The organism is Rhizobium sp. SYY.PMSO, assembly GCF_046840415.1.
Taxonomy (GTDB): Bacteria; Pseudomonadota; Alphaproteobacteria; order Rhizobiales; family Rhizobiaceae; genus Rhizobium.
Genome location: NZ_CP177349.1, coordinates 1,460,008 through 1,474,797, shown reverse-complemented (window position 1 = coordinate 1,474,797; position 14,790 = coordinate 1,460,008). Strand labels below are relative to the sequence as shown.

General features: G+C 60.9%; 16 protein-coding genes. 12 read left to right on the top strand and 4 right to left on the bottom strand.

Translation table 11 applies throughout. The features are described 5' to 3' along the window. From ACJJVH_RS07205 to ACJJVH_RS07160, 10 genes are all read left to right on the top strand, one after another. Nucleotides 1–465: a GNAT family N-acetyltransferase gene (locus ACJJVH_RS07205; protein ID WP_412064993.1), complete on the top strand. Its 465-nt coding sequence runs from the start codon at nt 1–3 to the stop codon at nt 463–465. 88 nt (nt 466–553) lie between these two features. Next, nucleotides 554–1,699, top strand: a complete 1,146-nt coding sequence (locus ACJJVH_RS07200; protein ID WP_113394074.1) for an alpha-hydroxy acid oxidase — start codon at nt 554–556, stop codon at nt 1,697–1,699. Nucleotides 1,700–1,829: 130 nt separating this feature from the next. Then, a complete protein-coding gene (locus ACJJVH_RS07195) occupies nt 1,830–3,347 on the top strand; it encodes an ATP-binding protein (protein ID WP_113356806.1) in 1,518 nt (505 codons plus the stop codon). 58 nt (nt 3,348–3,405) lie between these two features. Continuing rightward, the gene (locus ACJJVH_RS07190) at nt 3,406–3,738 is read left to right on the top strand and encodes a hypothetical protein (RefSeq protein ID WP_412064992.1); all 333 of its coding nucleotides are present in this window, start codon (nt 3,406–3,408) and stop codon (nt 3,736–3,738) included. 322 nt (nt 3,739–4,060) lie between these two features. After that, nucleotides 4,061–4,678 (top strand): 30S ribosomal protein S4, encoded by a 618-nt coding sequence (gene rpsD / locus ACJJVH_RS07185; RefSeq protein WP_112797543.1) that lies wholly within the window; start codon nt 4,061–4,063, stop codon nt 4,676–4,678. Nucleotides 4,679–4,749: 71 nt separating this feature from the next. Beyond that, on the top strand, nt 4,750–5,679 hold the full coding sequence (locus ACJJVH_RS07180) for a glutaminase (RefSeq protein WP_112797542.1): 930 nt from the start codon (nt 4,750–4,752) through the stop codon (nt 5,677–5,679). Between the two features lie 134 nt (nt 5,680–5,813). Next, nucleotides 5,814–6,701 carry a tRNA 2-thiocytidine(32) synthetase TtcA gene (ttcA, locus tag ACJJVH_RS07175; RefSeq protein ID WP_412064991.1) on the top strand — a complete coding sequence of 296 codons (888 nt, stop codon included), beginning with the start codon at nt 5,814–5,816 and terminating at the stop codon, nt 6,699–6,701. A 72-nt stretch (nt 6,702–6,773) separates the two neighbouring features. Further along, entirely contained in the window at nt 6,774–7,601 is an 828-nt protein-coding gene (locus tag ACJJVH_RS07170) for an inositol monophosphatase family protein (RefSeq protein WP_112797539.1), read from the top strand. A gap of 16 nt (nt 7,602–7,617) precedes the next feature. Beyond that, nucleotides 7,618–8,442 carry an inositol monophosphatase family protein gene (locus tag ACJJVH_RS07165; RefSeq protein WP_113356808.1) on the top strand — a complete coding sequence of 275 codons (825 nt, stop codon included), beginning with the start codon at nt 7,618–7,620 and terminating at the stop codon, nt 8,440–8,442. A gap of 116 nt (nt 8,443–8,558) precedes the next feature. After that, nucleotides 8,559–9,491 carry an adenylate/guanylate cyclase domain-containing protein gene (locus ACJJVH_RS07160; RefSeq protein ID WP_113385628.1) on the top strand — a complete coding sequence of 311 codons (933 nt, stop codon included), beginning with the start codon at nt 8,559–8,561 and terminating at the stop codon, nt 9,489–9,491. 17 nt (nt 9,492–9,508) lie between these two features. On the opposite strand, the gene ACJJVH_RS07155 is transcribed toward ACJJVH_RS07160, so the two are convergent. The 3 genes from ACJJVH_RS07155 to grxD form a co-directional block, all read right to left on the bottom strand. Continuing rightward, on the bottom strand, nt 9,509–10,789 hold the full coding sequence (locus tag ACJJVH_RS07155) for a multidrug effflux MFS transporter (protein ID WP_113394078.1): 1,281 nt from the start codon (nt 10,787–10,789) through the stop codon (nt 9,509–9,511). A gap of 13 nt (nt 10,790–10,802) precedes the next feature. Next, a complete protein-coding gene (locus ACJJVH_RS07150; protein WP_112797533.1) occupies nt 10,803–12,035 on the bottom strand; it encodes a multidrug effflux MFS transporter in 1,233 nt (410 codons plus the stop codon). A gap of 139 nt (nt 12,036–12,174) precedes the next feature. Beyond that, entirely contained in the window at nt 12,175–12,510 is a 336-nt protein-coding gene (grxD, locus tag ACJJVH_RS07145; protein WP_113371222.1) for a Grx4 family monothiol glutaredoxin, read from the bottom strand. Nucleotides 12,511–12,890: 380 nt separating this feature from the next. Between grxD and ACJJVH_RS07140 the strand changes: the two genes are divergently transcribed. Both ACJJVH_RS07140 and ACJJVH_RS07135 read left to right on the top strand, forming a co-directional pair. Then, nucleotides 12,891–13,193, top strand: coding sequence for a hypothetical protein (locus ACJJVH_RS07140; RefSeq protein ID WP_412064990.1), 303 nt, complete (start codon nt 12,891–12,893; stop codon nt 13,191–13,193). 176 nt (nt 13,194–13,369) lie between these two features. After that, the gene (locus tag ACJJVH_RS07135) at nt 13,370–14,569 is read left to right on the top strand and encodes a hypothetical protein (protein WP_113435065.1); all 1,200 of its coding nucleotides are present in this window, start codon (nt 13,370–13,372) and stop codon (nt 14,567–14,569) included. Here ACJJVH_RS07135 and ACJJVH_RS07130 read toward each other — a convergent pair. Beyond that, complete coding sequence (locus ACJJVH_RS07130) at nt 14,555–14,788, bottom strand: BolA family protein (RefSeq protein WP_004108912.1); 234 nt, start codon at nt 14,786–14,788, stop codon at nt 14,555–14,557. The two genes, ACJJVH_RS07135 and ACJJVH_RS07130, sit on opposite strands and share 15 nt — an antisense overlap. Between the last annotated feature and the right edge of the window lie 2 nt (nt 14,789–14,790).

Below are 14,790 nucleotides of genomic sequence, written 5' to 3'. Positions count from 1 at the left end.
ATGACTGATAAGATTTCATTGCGTAAACTCGATCTCGCGGACATGCCGGCGGCTGCGGTCGTCCATCGCGCTTCCTTCAACGAGCGGCTGCCGACGCTTGCCGGGCTTCACACGCCGGAAGAGGATGTCGGCTTCTGGAGCGCTGCCGTCTATAAGGATTGCCAGGTCTGGGGCGCGGAAGAGGGCGGCCGCCTTGTCGGCGTCATAGCCTTTCTCGAAGATTGGATCGATCAGCTCTACGTTCTGCCCGAGGCGCAGCGGCGTGGTATCGGCACCCGCCTGCTCGATGTCGCCAAATCGGTCTATCCGGTCCTTTCGCTCTGGACATTCAAGAGAAACGTGCCGGCGCGCCGCTTTTACGAGAAGCATGGCTTCTTCGTGGTTGACGAGTCGGACGGGGCAGGCAATGAGGAGAAGGAGCCGGATGTGCTTTACAAATGGGAAGCACGCCTGCATCGGATGTGATGCGCGGTCTGACCGAGCGGCGGGATATTGGGAGCTCGATAGTTGATGTCTTTTGAGAACGATTGCTGTGTTGTTGTCGAGGGAAGCCATGCGTCTGCGTGAGTGCCATAACTTTCATGATTTTCGCCTGCTTGCGAAAAAGCGTCTTCCCGGTCCGATCTTCAACTATATCGACGGCGCAGCCGACGATGAGGTGACGCTACGGCGAAACACGTCGAGCTTCGAAAGCTGCGATCTCGTTCCCAACGTCCTGCGCGGGGTCAGCGAGATCGACATGTCTGTCACCGTCATGGGACAAAAGCTCGCAACGCCCTTCTATTGCTCGCCGACGGCTCTGCAGCGGCTATTCCATCATCAGGGCGAGAACGCGGTTGCCGCCGCAGCGGCCTCACTCGGCACGATGTTCGGCGTCTCCTCGCTCGGCACCGTCAGCCTTGAGGAAATTCGCAAGAAGCACGAGGGGCCGCAGGTCTATCAGTTCTATTTCCATAAGGATCGCGGGCTGAACCGGGCGATGATGGAGCGGGCGAAGGAAGCCGGCGTCAACGTGATGATGCTGACGGTCGACAGCATCACCGGCGGCAATCGCGAGCGCGATCTTCGCACCGGATTTTCCATTCCGTTCAAGCTCAATCTCGCGGGCGTCACCCAGTTCGCCATCAAGCCGGCCTGGGCGCTGAACTATGTGACGCACGAGAAATTCCGCCTGCCGCAACTCGACGAGCATGTGGACATGAGCGGCGGCGCCATGTCGATCGGCAAGTATTTCACAGAGATGCTCGATCCGTCGATGAACTGGAACGACGTCGCCGAGATGGTGAAGCATTGGGACGGGCAGTTTTGCCTCAAGGGCATCATGTCCGTCGAGGATGCCAAGCGCGCCGTCGATATCGGATGCACCGGCATCGTGCTTTCGAACCATGGCGGCCGACAATTGGACGGCTCGCGTTCCGCGTTCGACCAGCTGGCGGAGATCGTCGATGCCGTCGGCCACCGCATCGACGTGATGATGGATGGCGGCGTCCAGCGCGGCACGCATGTGCTGAAGGCGCTGTCGCTCGGCGCCAAGGCCGTCGGTCTCGGCCGCTTCTATCTCTATCCGCTGGCCGCTGCCGGTCAGGCGGGCGTGGAGCGGGCGCTGAAGCATCTGCGCACCGAAGTCGAGCGCGACATGAAGCTGATGGGCTGCACCTCGGTCAGCCAGCTTTCGCGGGCCAATCTGCGGTTCCGCTGACATCTGCAATCGCCTGTGGGTTTTTTCAATCCACGGGCGCGAAGCTTGGAAATCTTTGCTAGACGGAGGCGCGTCCTTTCAGAAAGATGGGGCGTATCCACGTTTGATTCTTGCTCATAGGGGAAGTGCATTGCAGGTCGGAATCGACATGGGAACGGCGTCCGGCGGGACCAGCGCCCAGCTCGATATCGAGGAGCTGCTGGCGACGCGTCTCCTGGTGCAGGGCAATTCCGGCTCCGGCAAATCGCATCTCCTGCGGCGGCTGCTGGAGCAGTCTGCGCAGTGGGTGCAGCAGGTCATCATCGATCCAGAAGGCGATTTCGTCACGCTGGCCGACAAGTTCGGACACGTCGTCGTTGATGGCGAGCGGACGGAAGCCGAGCTTGCCGGCATCGCCAACCGTATCCGCCAGCATCGCGTCTCCTGCGTGCTGACGCTGGAAGGGCTCGATATCGAGCAGCAGATGCGCGCTGCTGCCGCCTTTTTGAACGGCATGTTCGATGCCGATCGCGAATTCTGGTATCCGGTGCTGGTCGTGGTCGACGAGGCGCAGATGTTCGCGCCTTCGGTTGGCGGCGACGTCTCGGAAGACGCGCGCAAGATGTCGCTCGGCGCCATGACCAATCTGATGTGCCGCGGCCGAAAGCGCGGCCTTGCCGGCGTCATCGCCACGCAGCGCCTGGCGAAGCTCGCCAAGAACGTTGCGGCGGAGGCCTCCAACTTCCTGATGGGCCGCACTTTCCTCGATATCGACATGGCCCGCGCCGCCGATCTTCTCGGCATGGACCGCAGGCAGGCGGAAATGTTCCGCGACCTGAAGCGCGGTAATTTCGTCGCGCTCGGGCCAGCACTCTCGCGTCGGCCGCTGCCGATCACCATCGGCGCGGTGGAGACCTCGGCGCGTTCCTCCAGCCCGAAGCTGATGCCGCTGCCGGATGCGCCGCAGGACGTCGAAGATCTGATCTTCACGCCGGACCCCGAGGAATTCACGCGGGCTGTTGTTCGTCGCACGACGCCGGCGCCGCGCCCGACGACCGATATTCTGGCCGAGCTTTCCCGTTCCGTGCCGGCAGCAAGCCCAGCGCCCGCGGAGCCTAAGGCCAGTCAGCCGGAACTGTCGAGCGAGGATCGCGAGGCAAGGGTGAATGCCGTGCTCTCCGAAATTCTCGACGATCCGGCTTCCGGTTTCCGGACGGATTCGGTGCTCTATCAGGAGTTTCTCGTGCGGCTGCGCATGCGCCGCGTTCCGGGCGCTCCTATGAGCCTGTCCGAATTTCGCCGTCGCGTCGCGATTGCCCGTTCCGGTGCCGACGAGGAGGTCATGGCGACGGACCAGTGGGCAACGGCGCTCTCGCTTTCCTCCAGCGTTACCGACGACCTCCAAGGCGTCTTCCTGATGCTGGCGAAGGCGGCCATCAGCGGCGAGCCGTGCCCGTCCGACGCCCGCATTGCCCGCGCCTACGGCACCCATTCGGCCAGACGCGCCCGGCGGCTTCTCAGCTATTTCGAGGAACAGGGCAGCGTCGTCGTTCATACGGATTTTTCCGGCAAGCGGATCGTTGCCTTCCCGGATATGGGTTCTCAGACAGCACCAGGCGACGCCAATGCCCCCGATCTGGACGGCGGCGAGCAGGCGGCGGCGGAATAGCTGCGCAGTTGATCCGTATCCCGGATACGCCTATATTGCCTCCATAGGAGATGGCTTCATGGCGGCGCGTGATAGAATCCAGCGATACAGAAAGACCGGCGGAGCTTCCGACCTCGTGAGGGTGGAAGTTCTGGTTCCGGCGGCCCGCCGCGATGACATCCTCTCGCAAGCGGCGGAAATGCGAGCCGAATATCGTCAGCGAAAAGAACGTCTTCAGGAAGACATAGAAGAGGCGGTTGGTCGCTACGGGGTTCGTCTTCTTGACAATATAGATTTGGACCGGCTGCCCGATTTAGCGCAGAAGGCGAAGGTGATCGCCAACGCTTTGATCGAACGTGGCGATGCGCGTGCCTTTGCCATGGGGTGCCGCATGCTTGATGAAATCGGGTGATGGGCAATGGCGCTGACGAAACTGCAAAGAGAAAGCATGAGCTTATGCCGTTATTGCCAGAGGTGCCGGAGGAATGGCGCGGCGAACATACTTCTTGAAGCCGAGATTCTCTTCGATACCGCTGTTGACATTTTCATGACGACCCCTTAGAGACCGCCCCAACGCCGGGCAGAAATGTCCGGTGTTTCATTTGACATGTCCCGTGGCTTCGTCCGTTCGCTAACGTGAGAAGCCTGTCAGAGCTCGAAAACGGAGTTCAGAGGAGGGCGTGTTTCCTTCGCGGTCCGGCAACGGGTCGCCCAACACTTTGAAAGGAAATGCGATGAGCAAGCGCGAATCGTCCAAGTACAAAATTGACCGCCGCATGGGCGAAAACATCTGGGGCCGTCCGAAGTCCCCGGTCAACCGCCGCGAATATGGCCCGGGCCAGCACGGCCAGCGCCGCAAGGGCAAGCTTTCCGACTTCGGCGTGCAGCTGCGCGCCAAGCAGAAGCTGAAGGGCTACTACGGCGACCTGCGTGAAAAGCAGTTCCGCGCCACCTTCGACGAAGCCAACCGCCGCAAGGGCGACACCTCGGAAAACCTGATCGGCCTGCTCGAATCGCGCCTCGACGCGATCGTGTACCGCGCCAAGTTCGTTCCGACCGTCTTCGCTGCCCGTCAGTTCGTCAACCACGGCCACGTCACGGTCAACGGCGTTCGCGTCAACATCGGTTCGTACCGCTGCAAGGCTGGCGACGTTATCGAAGTTCGCGAAAAGTCCAAGCAGCTCGTAACGGTTTTGGAATCGGTTTCGCTCGCCGAGCGCGACGTTCCGGACTACATCGAAGTCGACCACAACAAGATGGTTGCGACCTTCGCTCGCGTTCCGTCGCTTGCCGACGTGCCTTACGCCGTCGTCATGGAACCGCATCTGGTCGTCGAATTCTATTCGCGTTAATAAGCGGATAACTTTCTTGATGAATGAAAAGCCGCTCGGTTCGAGCGGCTTTTTTGTCTTTGGAGCGCCTCATGACGGATTTGCAGGCCATTCTCGACGGCATTTATGCCGAGCTTTTGCCGCGCATCGGCGAGGGCAAGGTTGCGGACTACATTCCGGAACTGGCAAAGGTCGATCCGAAGCAGTTCGGCATGGCCATCGCCACGGCGGACGGCGATCTCCATAGCATCGGCGATGCCGCCGTTCCCTTTTCCATCCAGAGTATTTCCAAGGTCTTCATGCTGACGCTGGCGCTCGGCAAGGTCGGGGAAAGCCTCTGGAAGCGCGTGGGCCGCGAGCCGTCCGGTACGGCCTTCAACTCCATCGTCCAGCTGGAGCGGGAGGAGGGCATACCGCGCAATCCCTTCATCAATGCGGGTGCGATCGCCGTCAGCGATGTCGTGCTGGCGGGACACGAGCCGCGCGAGGCTATCGGCGAATTGCTGCGCTTCGTGCGCTATGTTGCCGATGACGAGACGATCAGCATCGACGACAAGGTCGCGCGCTCGGAGACCCAGACGGGCTACCGCAATTTCGCGCTCGCTAATTTCATGCGCGCCTATGGCAATATCCACCATCCGGTCGAGCATGTGCTCGGCGTCTATTTCCATCAATGCGCGCTGTCGATGAGCTGCCGGCAGCTTGCCAAGGCGGGGCTTTATCTCGCCGCGCGCGGCAGCAACCCGATAACGGGACACTCCGTCGTCTCGCCGAAGCGGGCGCGGCGCATCAATGCGCTGATGCTCACCTGCGGCCACTACGACGGCTCTGGCGATTTCGCCTATCATGTCGGCCTGCCGGGCAAGAGCGGCGTCGGCGGCGGCATTCTGGCCGTGGCGCCGGGCATCGGCTCGATCGCCGTCTGGTCGCCGGGCCTCAATAAGGTCGGCAATTCGCAGCTCGGCGCGGTGGCGCTGGAAATGCTTGCGGCGCGCACGGGCTGGTCGGTGTTCGGCGATTGACACGGTGTCTTCTCGCCTTGCTTTCTGCTATCAGCGTGGCGAGATAAGACAGTGCCGCCCGCGCTGCGGGGCAGGCAGCGAATGCAGTCGCACTTTGGATTTTGCGCATGTCGTTATGCGCCGGGGATGACGGGATGAATATCGCAACGACGGTGAAGGACGAAATCGACATCGAGGCCGAAGATGGCGGCTCTGCCGTGCATCCGATGTTTTCCGACGCGCCGCGTTCCGTTTCCTTCAACAAGCTGCGCAAGCGCCTGCTGCGGCAGGTGCGCCAGGCAATGGAAGACTTCCAGATGCTGAAGGGACAGAAGCGCTGGCTCGTCGGCCTTTCCGGAGGCAAGGATTCCTACGGTCTGCTGTCGCTGCTGCTCGACCTGAAATGGCGCGGTCTGCTGCCCGTGGAACTGATCGCCTGCAATCTCGATCAGGGCCAGCCGAACTTTCCGAAGCATATCCTGCCCGAATATCTGACGAAGATCGGCGTTACGCATCGCATCGAATATCGCGACACCTATTCCATCGTGAAGGAGAAGGTGCCCGAGGGCGCGACCTATTGCTCGCTCTGTTCGCGCCTGCGCCGCGGCAATCTCTATCGCATCGCCCGCGAGGAGGGTTGCGAGGCGCTCGTGCTCGGGCACCATCGCGAGGATATTCTCGAAACCTTTTTCATGAACTTCTTCCATGGCGGCCGGCTGGCCTCCATGCCGGCGAAGCTTCTCAACGACGAGGGCGATCTGATGGTGCTGCGCCCGCTTGCCTATGCGGCGGAGGACGATCTCGCGAAATTTGCCGCCGCCATGCAGTTTCCAATCATTCCGTGCGATCTTTGCGGCTCGCAGGATGGGCTGCAGCGCAACGCCATGAAGGACATGCTTGGCGATATCGAGCGGCGCATGCCGGGTCGCAAGGATACGATGCTGCGCGCGCTGGCGCATGTAAATCCGTCGCATCTGCTCGATCCGAAGCTGTTTGATTTCGCGGCGCTGATGACCGGGAAATCTTCGGGCGACACGGCGTAAATTCAGCGCTTTTGCCACACCTGCGTCATCGAATCGGGCATAAGAGGGGCCTTCCCAAAGCAGAGGCTTCCAATGACTTTCTCCGATACAGATTTCGATCACTTGATGACGATCGTGTTCGAAGCGGCGGCGCGGGAAATCCTGCCGCGATTTCGCAATCTGGACGCTGACGACATATCGGAAAAAACCTCGGCCGTCGACCTCGTCACACAGGCCGACCTTTTGGCGGAGCAGCATATCACGTCGGCGCTGAAGGCGCGTTTCCCGACTGCTCTTATCGTGGGTGAAGAGGCCTATGAAGCCGACAGGTCCGTCGTGCCGGCCCTGGCCGATGCGGAGCTGGGCTTCATCATCGATCCGGTCGATGGCACGTTCAATTTTGCAGCTGGCCTGCCGGTATTCGGGACGATGGTTGGCGTCGTCGCCAACGGCGAGACGATCGCCAGCATCATTCACGATCCCGTGCTGGGCGACACAGTGACCGCCATGAAGGGCTCGGGAACGTTCCTGCGCCGGAAGACCGGCCAGGTGCGGCGGCTTTCCGTCGCCGCCGCCGCTCCTTTGAAGGAGATGACGGGTTCTATATCCTGGGCTCATATGGATGAGCCGGACAGGTCGCGCATCTGCAGCAATCTGTCGAAGACGCGGATCGCTTTCTCGCTCAATTGCTCGGCTTACGAATATTGGATGGCAGCCTCGGGCAAATGGCATTTCATCGGCCATTCCAAGCTGATGCCGTGGGATCATCTTGCCGGCGTCCTGGCACATCAGGAGGCCGGCGGCTATACCGCCAAATTCGATGGTGCGCCCTACAGGCCGGGCGAAACCGGAGGCGGCATTATCTCTGCGCCGGATGAGGATAGCTGGCGGATGATCCGTCGCGAGATCATCGGCGCCTGACAGAAAAGGAAGAAGCATGACATCGCTCGTTGACGTTACGACCCTCGCTCATGTGCTGCGCCGCGCGGCACAGACGGAGATCCTGCCGCGTTTCCGCAGGCTCGGCAGCGACGATGTCCGCGCCAAGAGCGAGGCGACCGATCTGGTGACGGAGGCCGACGAGCGTGCGGAGCGCATGGTCAAGGCGGAGGTTTCGCGGTTGTGGCCCGAGGCGCTGTTCATCGGCGAGGAATCGGTTGCCGCCGACCCGGCCTTGCTGAAGAAGCTGGCGGATGCCGATCTTGCCATTATCGTCGATCCGGTTGACGGCACGTTCAATTTCGCCGCCGGAATTCCGGCCTTCGGTGTCATGGCCTCCGTCGTGTCCAAGGGCGAGACGGTCGCCGGCATCATCTTCGATCCGATGGGCGACGACTGGGTGCTGGCGGAGCGTGGCAGCGGCGCGTGGCTGCGCCGGCCGGATGGCGAGACGCTGCGTCTCAACGTAAGCCAGTCGGTCGCGCTGGAAGAACTGGTTGGCATGGCAGCCACCGGCTATTTGCCCAAGGAGAAGCGCGCCGAGATCATGGGCAATCTCGCCAAGGTGCGCTACACGACGAGCTATCGCTGCGCGGCTCACGAGTACCGCACGCTCGCGGGCGGCTATGTGCACTATCTGATGTACAATAAGCTGATGCCGTGGGATCACCTGGCGGGAGCGCTGATTTCCCAGGAAGCCGGCGCCTATGTCCGCCGTTTCGACAGCTCGCCCTATCTGCCGCATCATCTGGATGGCGGCCTGCTGGTTGCCGTCGACAAGGATACCTGGGAGCTGCTCCGGCGCGAGGTCTTCACGCTTTAAGGCGGCCCGCGCGATGCCATAGTCGGCGCGGCCACTTGGAAAGTGGCAACGGGAAGGCTATCTTCCTAGCAACAGGCGGGAACCCTGGTGGGCGCCCGCTGCCGGGATGAGAGTCGATGTCCGAAACAAGCCGCAAGCTGACCACGATCTTTTGCGCCGACGTGCAGGATTACTCGCGCCTGATGGGGAAGGACGAGGAGGGGACGCTATCGACCCTTCGCCGCTATCGCGACGCGATGAAACGGTTGATCGAGGCGCATGGCGGCCGGGTCGTCAACACCTGGGGCGATGGGGTCTTCGCCGAATTTCCAAGCGTCGTCGAGGCGGTGCGCGCGGCAATCGACACCCAGAACGAGCTTGCCGGCTATAATGCGGCAAGCGATCCCGGCAAGCAGATGCTCTTCCGCATCGGCCTCAATCTCGGGGATGTAATTGCCGACGGCAACGATCTGTATGGTGACGGCGTCAATATCGCCGCGCGTCTTCAGTCTCGCGCCGCTGCCGGCGGCATCGTCATTTCGAATACGGTCTACGATCAGGTCCGAAACAAGGTGGCGGTCGGATTCGATTTTCTCGGTCAGCTGGAAGTGAAGAATATCGAGGGCGGCGTGCCGAGCTATGCAGTGCGGATCGGCGGGGTGCAGGTCGTCGATACCGCCGCCGATTATCGCTCAGCGCCGGAGCCTGCCCCGGCGCGCGTGCCCGGCGTCGCGGCGCAGGAAGAGCCTGCCCTGCAGGACTGGCGGCGGAGCATCGGGATATCGCTTGTCGTCGTCATCGGCCTTGCTGCGCTCAACATGCTGACCTGGCACGGCGAATTCTGGGCAAAATGGCCGATACTCGCCATTCTTTGGGTCGCTGCGTTCCGCTTCGCGCGCAGCAGCAAGCAGGTCGATATCGGTATTGCCAGGATGGCGATCACCGGTGTCGGACTTGTGGCGATCAATCTTTTCACCTGGCATGGCACGCCCTGGGCGATCTGGCCCCTGCTGGGGTTGACGATCGCCGCGGCGCTGCGCTGGGTCAATCGCCCGCGCAGCGGCGCGTAAAAGGTTCGTCCCGCCGTTCAGACGTGACCCATGCCCGGCTCCAGCGTCGGCGTGTCGCCGGGATGGGTGAAGAGCTTGCCGCGTTCCGCCCAGAGGGTCGCCAGGATCGACAGCGCACCGAATATGGTAAAGCCGGCAATCAGCGGCTGAGCGGTGCCATCGAACATCTGGCCGACAATTCCGCCGAGCACGACGCCGCCGGTGGTGGAGATCGAGCTGGTGATGGCGGCTGCCGTACCGGCCAGATGTCCCATCGGCTCGAGGCTGATGGCCATGCAGTTGGTGGTGATGACGGCGAACATCATCAGCATCAAGGAAATCAGCACATAGATGAACGTGAAGCTCGGCTGGCCGGACATGCCGACGACGTACCCGACAGCGCCCAGCACGGTAAAGACGATCATGGCGGCGTGGGAAATGCGCCGCATGCCGAAGCTGCGGACGAAATAGCCGTTGGCGAACTGCGCTACGGCCGTACCGGCCGCCGTTGCCGCAAAGGCGATCGGGAACCAGTCGCCCAGACCGTAGACCTCGCCGAAAACCTGCTGCACCGAGACGATGTAGGCGCTGATGACGCCGGTATAGAGCGTCAGGCCGATCATGTAGCCGCAGGTGATGCGGTTGGTGAGCACGGTCTTGAAGCCGGACACGACGGAGGAGACCGAAAGCGGCAGGCGCTCCTCGGCGGGAAGCGTCTCCTTCATGCGGAAGAAGGCGACCAGGAAGAGGCCGGCGCTGGCGATGCCGAGCAGAATGAAAATCCACTGCCAGCTCGAATAGGCAACGATCATCTGGCCGACGAAGGGCGCGACCATCGGCATGATCATGAATACGATCATGACGTAGGACATGACACGCGCCATTTCACGCCCGCCGAAGCAATCGCGTACGATGGCAAGCGTGGTGATGCGGACGGCCGCGGCGCCAACCCCTTGCGCGAAGCGCAGTGCAAGCAGCGCGAACAGGCTGCCGCTCCATGCGGCCGCAAACAGCGTCACCGTGTAGAAGGCCAGACCGCCGAGCAGGATGTGCCGGCGGCCATAGGTGTCCGACAGGCTGCCGAAGAAGAGCTGGCAGATGCCGAAGCCGAGGAAATAGACGCCGATGACGAGCTGGGTGTCGTTCGGGTTGGCGACATGAAGCGACTGGCCGATATTCGGCAGCGCCGGCAGCATGCTGTCGATGCCCAGTGAAATGCTCGCCGTCATCAGTGCGATCATGATGATGAATTCGACGATGCCGAGGCCGATGCGGCTGGCTCCGGATTTTGCCGGTGTTTGTCCTTGAGGCGGGGTCATATGAATTTGCCTGTCAATGCAAAGCGAGGGACTGATCGGCGGGCGGTGGCGCATTGTGGGGCCGGAAGAGCCGCCCCTTTTCGGCGATCAGGACGAAAAAGACGCCGATGATGGAAACGGTGAAGTAGCCTATGACCATCGGCGTCGCAGTGCCGTTGTAAAACTGGCCGATGCAGGCGCCGATCGATGCTCCGCCGACCGTGCTCATGAAGCCAAGCACGGACGAGGCGGTGCCGGCAACGTGGCCGAGAGGCTCCATCGCGAGCGAATTGAAATTCGAACCGATCCAGCCGAACTGGAACATCGCCAGCGCGAAGAAGACCATGAACAGCGGGAAGGGCATCGGCGCCGGTCCGTAAAGCTGCACCAGCAGCCAACAGAAGGTTATGGCGACAAAGCCGAGCAGGGCCGTGTGCGACAGGCGCCGCATGCCGAACCTGCCGACGAACTGTGAATTGACGAACGACGACAGGGCCATGAACAGCGCGACACCGCCGAATGCCAGCGGCGTGTAGACGCCGAGGCCATAGATATTGTTGTAGATCTGCTGCGCCGAATTGATGAAGCCGAACAGCGCACCGAAAAGGAAGGTGCTGGCGATGGTATAGCAGAGCGCGACGCGATTGGTCAGAACCATCTTGAATCCGGACGCGACGGACCTGACGGTCAACGGACGTATGTTTTCCGGCTTCAGCGTTTCCGGAAGCCGGAAGTACATCCATATCCCCACGAGCGTCGCCATGGCGCCGATGAAGACGAAGATCATATGCCAGGTGCTGACCAGCATGATGATCTGGCCGCTGCCCGGCGCGATGACGGGGACGATCATGAAGACCATCATGATCAGCGACATCACCTCGGCCATCAGGCGGCCGCCGAAGACGTCGCGGACGATGGAAATGGTGATGACGCGGGTCGCCGCCGAGCCGAGGCCCTGGATGAAGCGCAGGGCAAGCAGGCCGGCGAAGGACGGTATCGTCGCGATGCCGAAAGCGGAGATGACGTAGATCGTGAGGCCGATCAGCAAGGGTATGCGACGGCCGAAGCGATCCGACAGGGGACCGTAGAAGAGCTGCGCCGCGCCGAAGCCGATCAGATAGGCCGTCACCACGTATTGGCGATGGTTCTCGTTCATAACGCCGAGACTGGAGCCGATCTGCTGCAGGGCAGGGAGCATGATGTCGATTGCGAGCGAATTGATCGCCATCAGAAAGGCCGCGAGTGCGATGAACTCACGTTTGCCCATGGGCAGCTGCCCATGAGACATAGCCTGGGATGTAGTCGTCACGGTTTTATTCCCATAAACATGTCAAGGCGCCGCCCGGCGGCAGCGCCTTATCGATCGAATTTAACTATGGAAACCGGACGAAAAGCCCGGTGACCGGTCAGGCGGCGCCGCGAACGCTGATGCCGTGCTCCTGGAGGTGCTGCTGCAACTCGCCCGCCTGGAACATCTCGCGCACGATATCGCAGCCGCCGATAAACTCGCCCTTTACATAAAGCTGCGGAATGGTCGGCCAGTTGGAATAGTCCTTGATACCCTGACGGATTTCAGCATCGGCAAGGACGTTGATGCCCTTGTAGTCGACACCGATGTAGTCGAGAATCTGGACCACCTGGCCGGAGAAACCACACTGCGGGAACTGGGGCGTGCCTTTCATGAAGAGAACGACGTCGTTGTTCTTAACTTCGTTTTCGATGAATTCGTGAATGCCGCTCATTGTCCGGTTCCTTTCACATGCGGGGTCAAGGTCCGCAGCGTTAAATCTGCTTCTTAAATAGCAAGCGACCGGCGGGATTTCCAGCCGCAAAACGTAGGCGTCGTCTTTTTCATCGCATGAATGGATTTCCGGCATCAGTGGTCAGGCAAGAGCGCGGAATCGGTCAATTAGTCGTATTTTTTGAACAGTGCGTTTTGAAAACGCGCCTTCAATTCGAAGGCTGAACAACACACATAAAATAAAAGCAAGGGACGATTAATATTAGGTTGCTATTCATTTTACAGGCGACCGGTATGTTTGTTAGAATCTATCGATTGATGCGATTTGGCGCGTATCGGTCCCTTGTGAACATTGCATTCGATTTTGAGGGAGCGGACACCATGAGCCACCATCATTATTCCGACGGGCAAGTTGGTGAAGAGCGGGAGTTTTACAGTTCGGAGGATACGAGCGAAGGCGAGCGGGAATATTACGAGCATGTCCGCACGCCAAAGCCTTCGGTTCTCAACAGCGCCGTAACCGTGAGCGCCATCGTGCTGATCCTGAGCATCGCCTTTGGCTACCGAGCTTCGACCGCTCCCACGCAGCAACCGACGACGCCCCCCATCGTCGAAAAGGTCATGACCGCGCCGCCTGCGGATTCTTGCGCCGAAATCTCGCCATATCCGGGCCGGGAATGCTGACTTATCCCGACGATCCGCCTTTCCGCGCCGATTCCAGATGTGCAGGTGCGTGATCTTATCTTTTTGTTTTCAGGATGATTTGGTAATGTGCTGCCATGAAAAAGCCGGCAGCCCATGGTCTTGCCGGTGCTCAAAATTCATCGATGTGCTGGCGCGCGCCGGGGACAGACCGCAATATGGATAATATCAAGAAGAGGGTGGTTCTCCACTTCCCTGGCTTCGAGCCGCTGGATGCTGCCGCGCATCGCGCCCGCTACGAGCGCTCGGCCCGCCAGAGCGCCGCCGTTTGGGATTTTTCCGCCTCTGTCGAAGGCTTGAAGAATTTCGGTCGGGCGCCCTATTTCGACGTCACTGCAAGCAGCGCGGATTGGCACACGCAAAGCCGCATTCATATCGTCGATCACAACGATCTGGTGGCCGGCCTCAACGGCAGGCCGTTCTTCGCGCGGCTGGTGCAGGGTTATCGCGCGGCTGCAAAGGTTGCCGTTACGGGCGGGATGTTCGGTTATTTCCGTTATGCTTGGCGCTTTGGCCTGTTCTTCGTCTTTCCTTTCCTTCTGATGTTCGTGGGCTTGCTCCTCAGCCTCGTGATCGCATTCGCGCCCCATATTCTCGGGCTGCCGGCCTGGAGCCATATCGGCAGCATCGCCCTGGCCATCGCCTTCTTTGTGTATGTCTTTCTACCGCAGGCCGAGAAGCTGCATACCTTGCACCTTTTCTCCGACTGGGAGATGGCCGTGGCGATGGCTGACTTGAACGGGCTTGGCGCGGAACAATGGCTGGAGGCGAGCGCCATCAGCGTGCGCCGGGCGCTGGACGAGCCGGGTGTCGACGAAATCGTCATTTCCTCTCACAGCATGGGCTCATCCGTCGCGACCCATGTAATCGGCCTGCTGCTCGAGCGGGAGCCGGACCTGCTGCAGGGCAAGCGCGTGGTGTTCATGACGCTTGGCAGCGCCATCCTGCAATGTGCCCTCATGAGGCCGGCGTCCGTACTGCGCTCGCGCGTCGGATCGATCGCGCGATGCAAGGAAATCTTCTGGCTCGACGTTCACTGTCTGACCGACGCAATCCATTTCTATAAGGCCAAGGTCGCCGCCGTTTGCGGCCATGCGGATGCCGAGCAGGCTTCGATCCTGTTCGTACGCTTCAAGCAGATGCTGTCTGCGCAACACTATGCCAAGATCAAGCGCGACTTCCTGCGGGTTCACCGGCAATATGTGCTCGGCCCCGATGTGAAGGCTTTTTTCGATTTCACGCTGATGACGGCCGGTCCGCTGCCGGCCTCGCATTTCGCGGAGTTCTCATCGAAGAAACTGCCGGAGCTGACGTTCAACTCCGGCGAGGAAATGCAGGCTTTCTCAATCGGGCGCTGAGGTCTGCAGCGCCAGGGCGTGCAGCACGCCGCCCATATTGCCCTTCAGGGCATCATAGACCATCTGGTGCTGCTGTACGCGGCTCTTGCCGCGGAAGGCTTCGGCGACGACTTCGGCAGCATAGTGATCGCCATCCCCGGCCAGGTCGCGAATCGTCACCTTGGCGCCTGGAATGCCAGCCTTGATCATGTCTTCAATGTCGCCGGGGTTCATGGGCATGA

Coding starts and splice junctions, on each gene's coding strand:
- ACJJVH_RS07165 (WP_113356808.1), top strand. CDS start 7,618: ATGACATCGCTCGTTGACGTTACGACCCTCGCTCATGTGCTGCGCCGC.
- ACJJVH_RS07140 (WP_412064990.1), top strand. CDS start 12,891: ATGAGCCACCATCATTATTCCGACGGGCAAGTTGGTGAAGAGCGGGAG.
- ACJJVH_RS07155 (WP_113394078.1), bottom strand. CDS start 10,789: ATGACCCCGCCTCAAGGACAAACACCGGCAAAATCCGGAGCCAGCCGC.
- ACJJVH_RS07135 (WP_113435065.1), top strand. CDS start 13,370: ATGGATAATATCAAGAAGAGGGTGGTTCTCCACTTCCCTGGCTTCGAG.
- ACJJVH_RS07150 (WP_112797533.1), bottom strand. CDS start 12,035: ATGGGCAAACGTGAGTTCATCGCACTCGCGGCCTTTCTGATGGCGATC.
- ACJJVH_RS07200 (WP_113394074.1), top strand. CDS start 554: ATGCGTCTGCGTGAGTGCCATAACTTTCATGATTTTCGCCTGCTTGCG.
- ACJJVH_RS07160 (WP_113385628.1), top strand. CDS start 8,559: ATGTCCGAAACAAGCCGCAAGCTGACCACGATCTTTTGCGCCGACGTG.
- ACJJVH_RS07170 (WP_112797539.1), top strand. CDS start 6,774: ATGACTTTCTCCGATACAGATTTCGATCACTTGATGACGATCGTGTTC.
- ACJJVH_RS07180 (WP_112797542.1), top strand. CDS start 4,750: ATGACGGATTTGCAGGCCATTCTCGACGGCATTTATGCCGAGCTTTTG.
- ttcA (WP_412064991.1), top strand. CDS start 5,814: ATGAATATCGCAACGACGGTGAAGGACGAAATCGACATCGAGGCCGAA.
- ACJJVH_RS07130 (WP_004108912.1), bottom strand. CDS start 14,788: ATGCCCATGAACCCCGGCGACATTGAAGACATGATCAAGGCTGGCATT.
- ACJJVH_RS07190 (WP_412064992.1), top strand. CDS start 3,406: ATGGCGGCGCGTGATAGAATCCAGCGATACAGAAAGACCGGCGGAGCT.
- grxD (WP_113371222.1), bottom strand. CDS start 12,510: ATGAGCGGCATTCACGAATTCATCGAAAACGAAGTTAAGAACAACGAC.
- rpsD (WP_112797543.1), top strand. CDS start 4,061: ATGAGCAAGCGCGAATCGTCCAAGTACAAAATTGACCGCCGCATGGGC.
- ACJJVH_RS07205 (WP_412064993.1), top strand. CDS start 1: ATGACTGATAAGATTTCATTGCGTAAACTCGATCTCGCGGACATGCCG.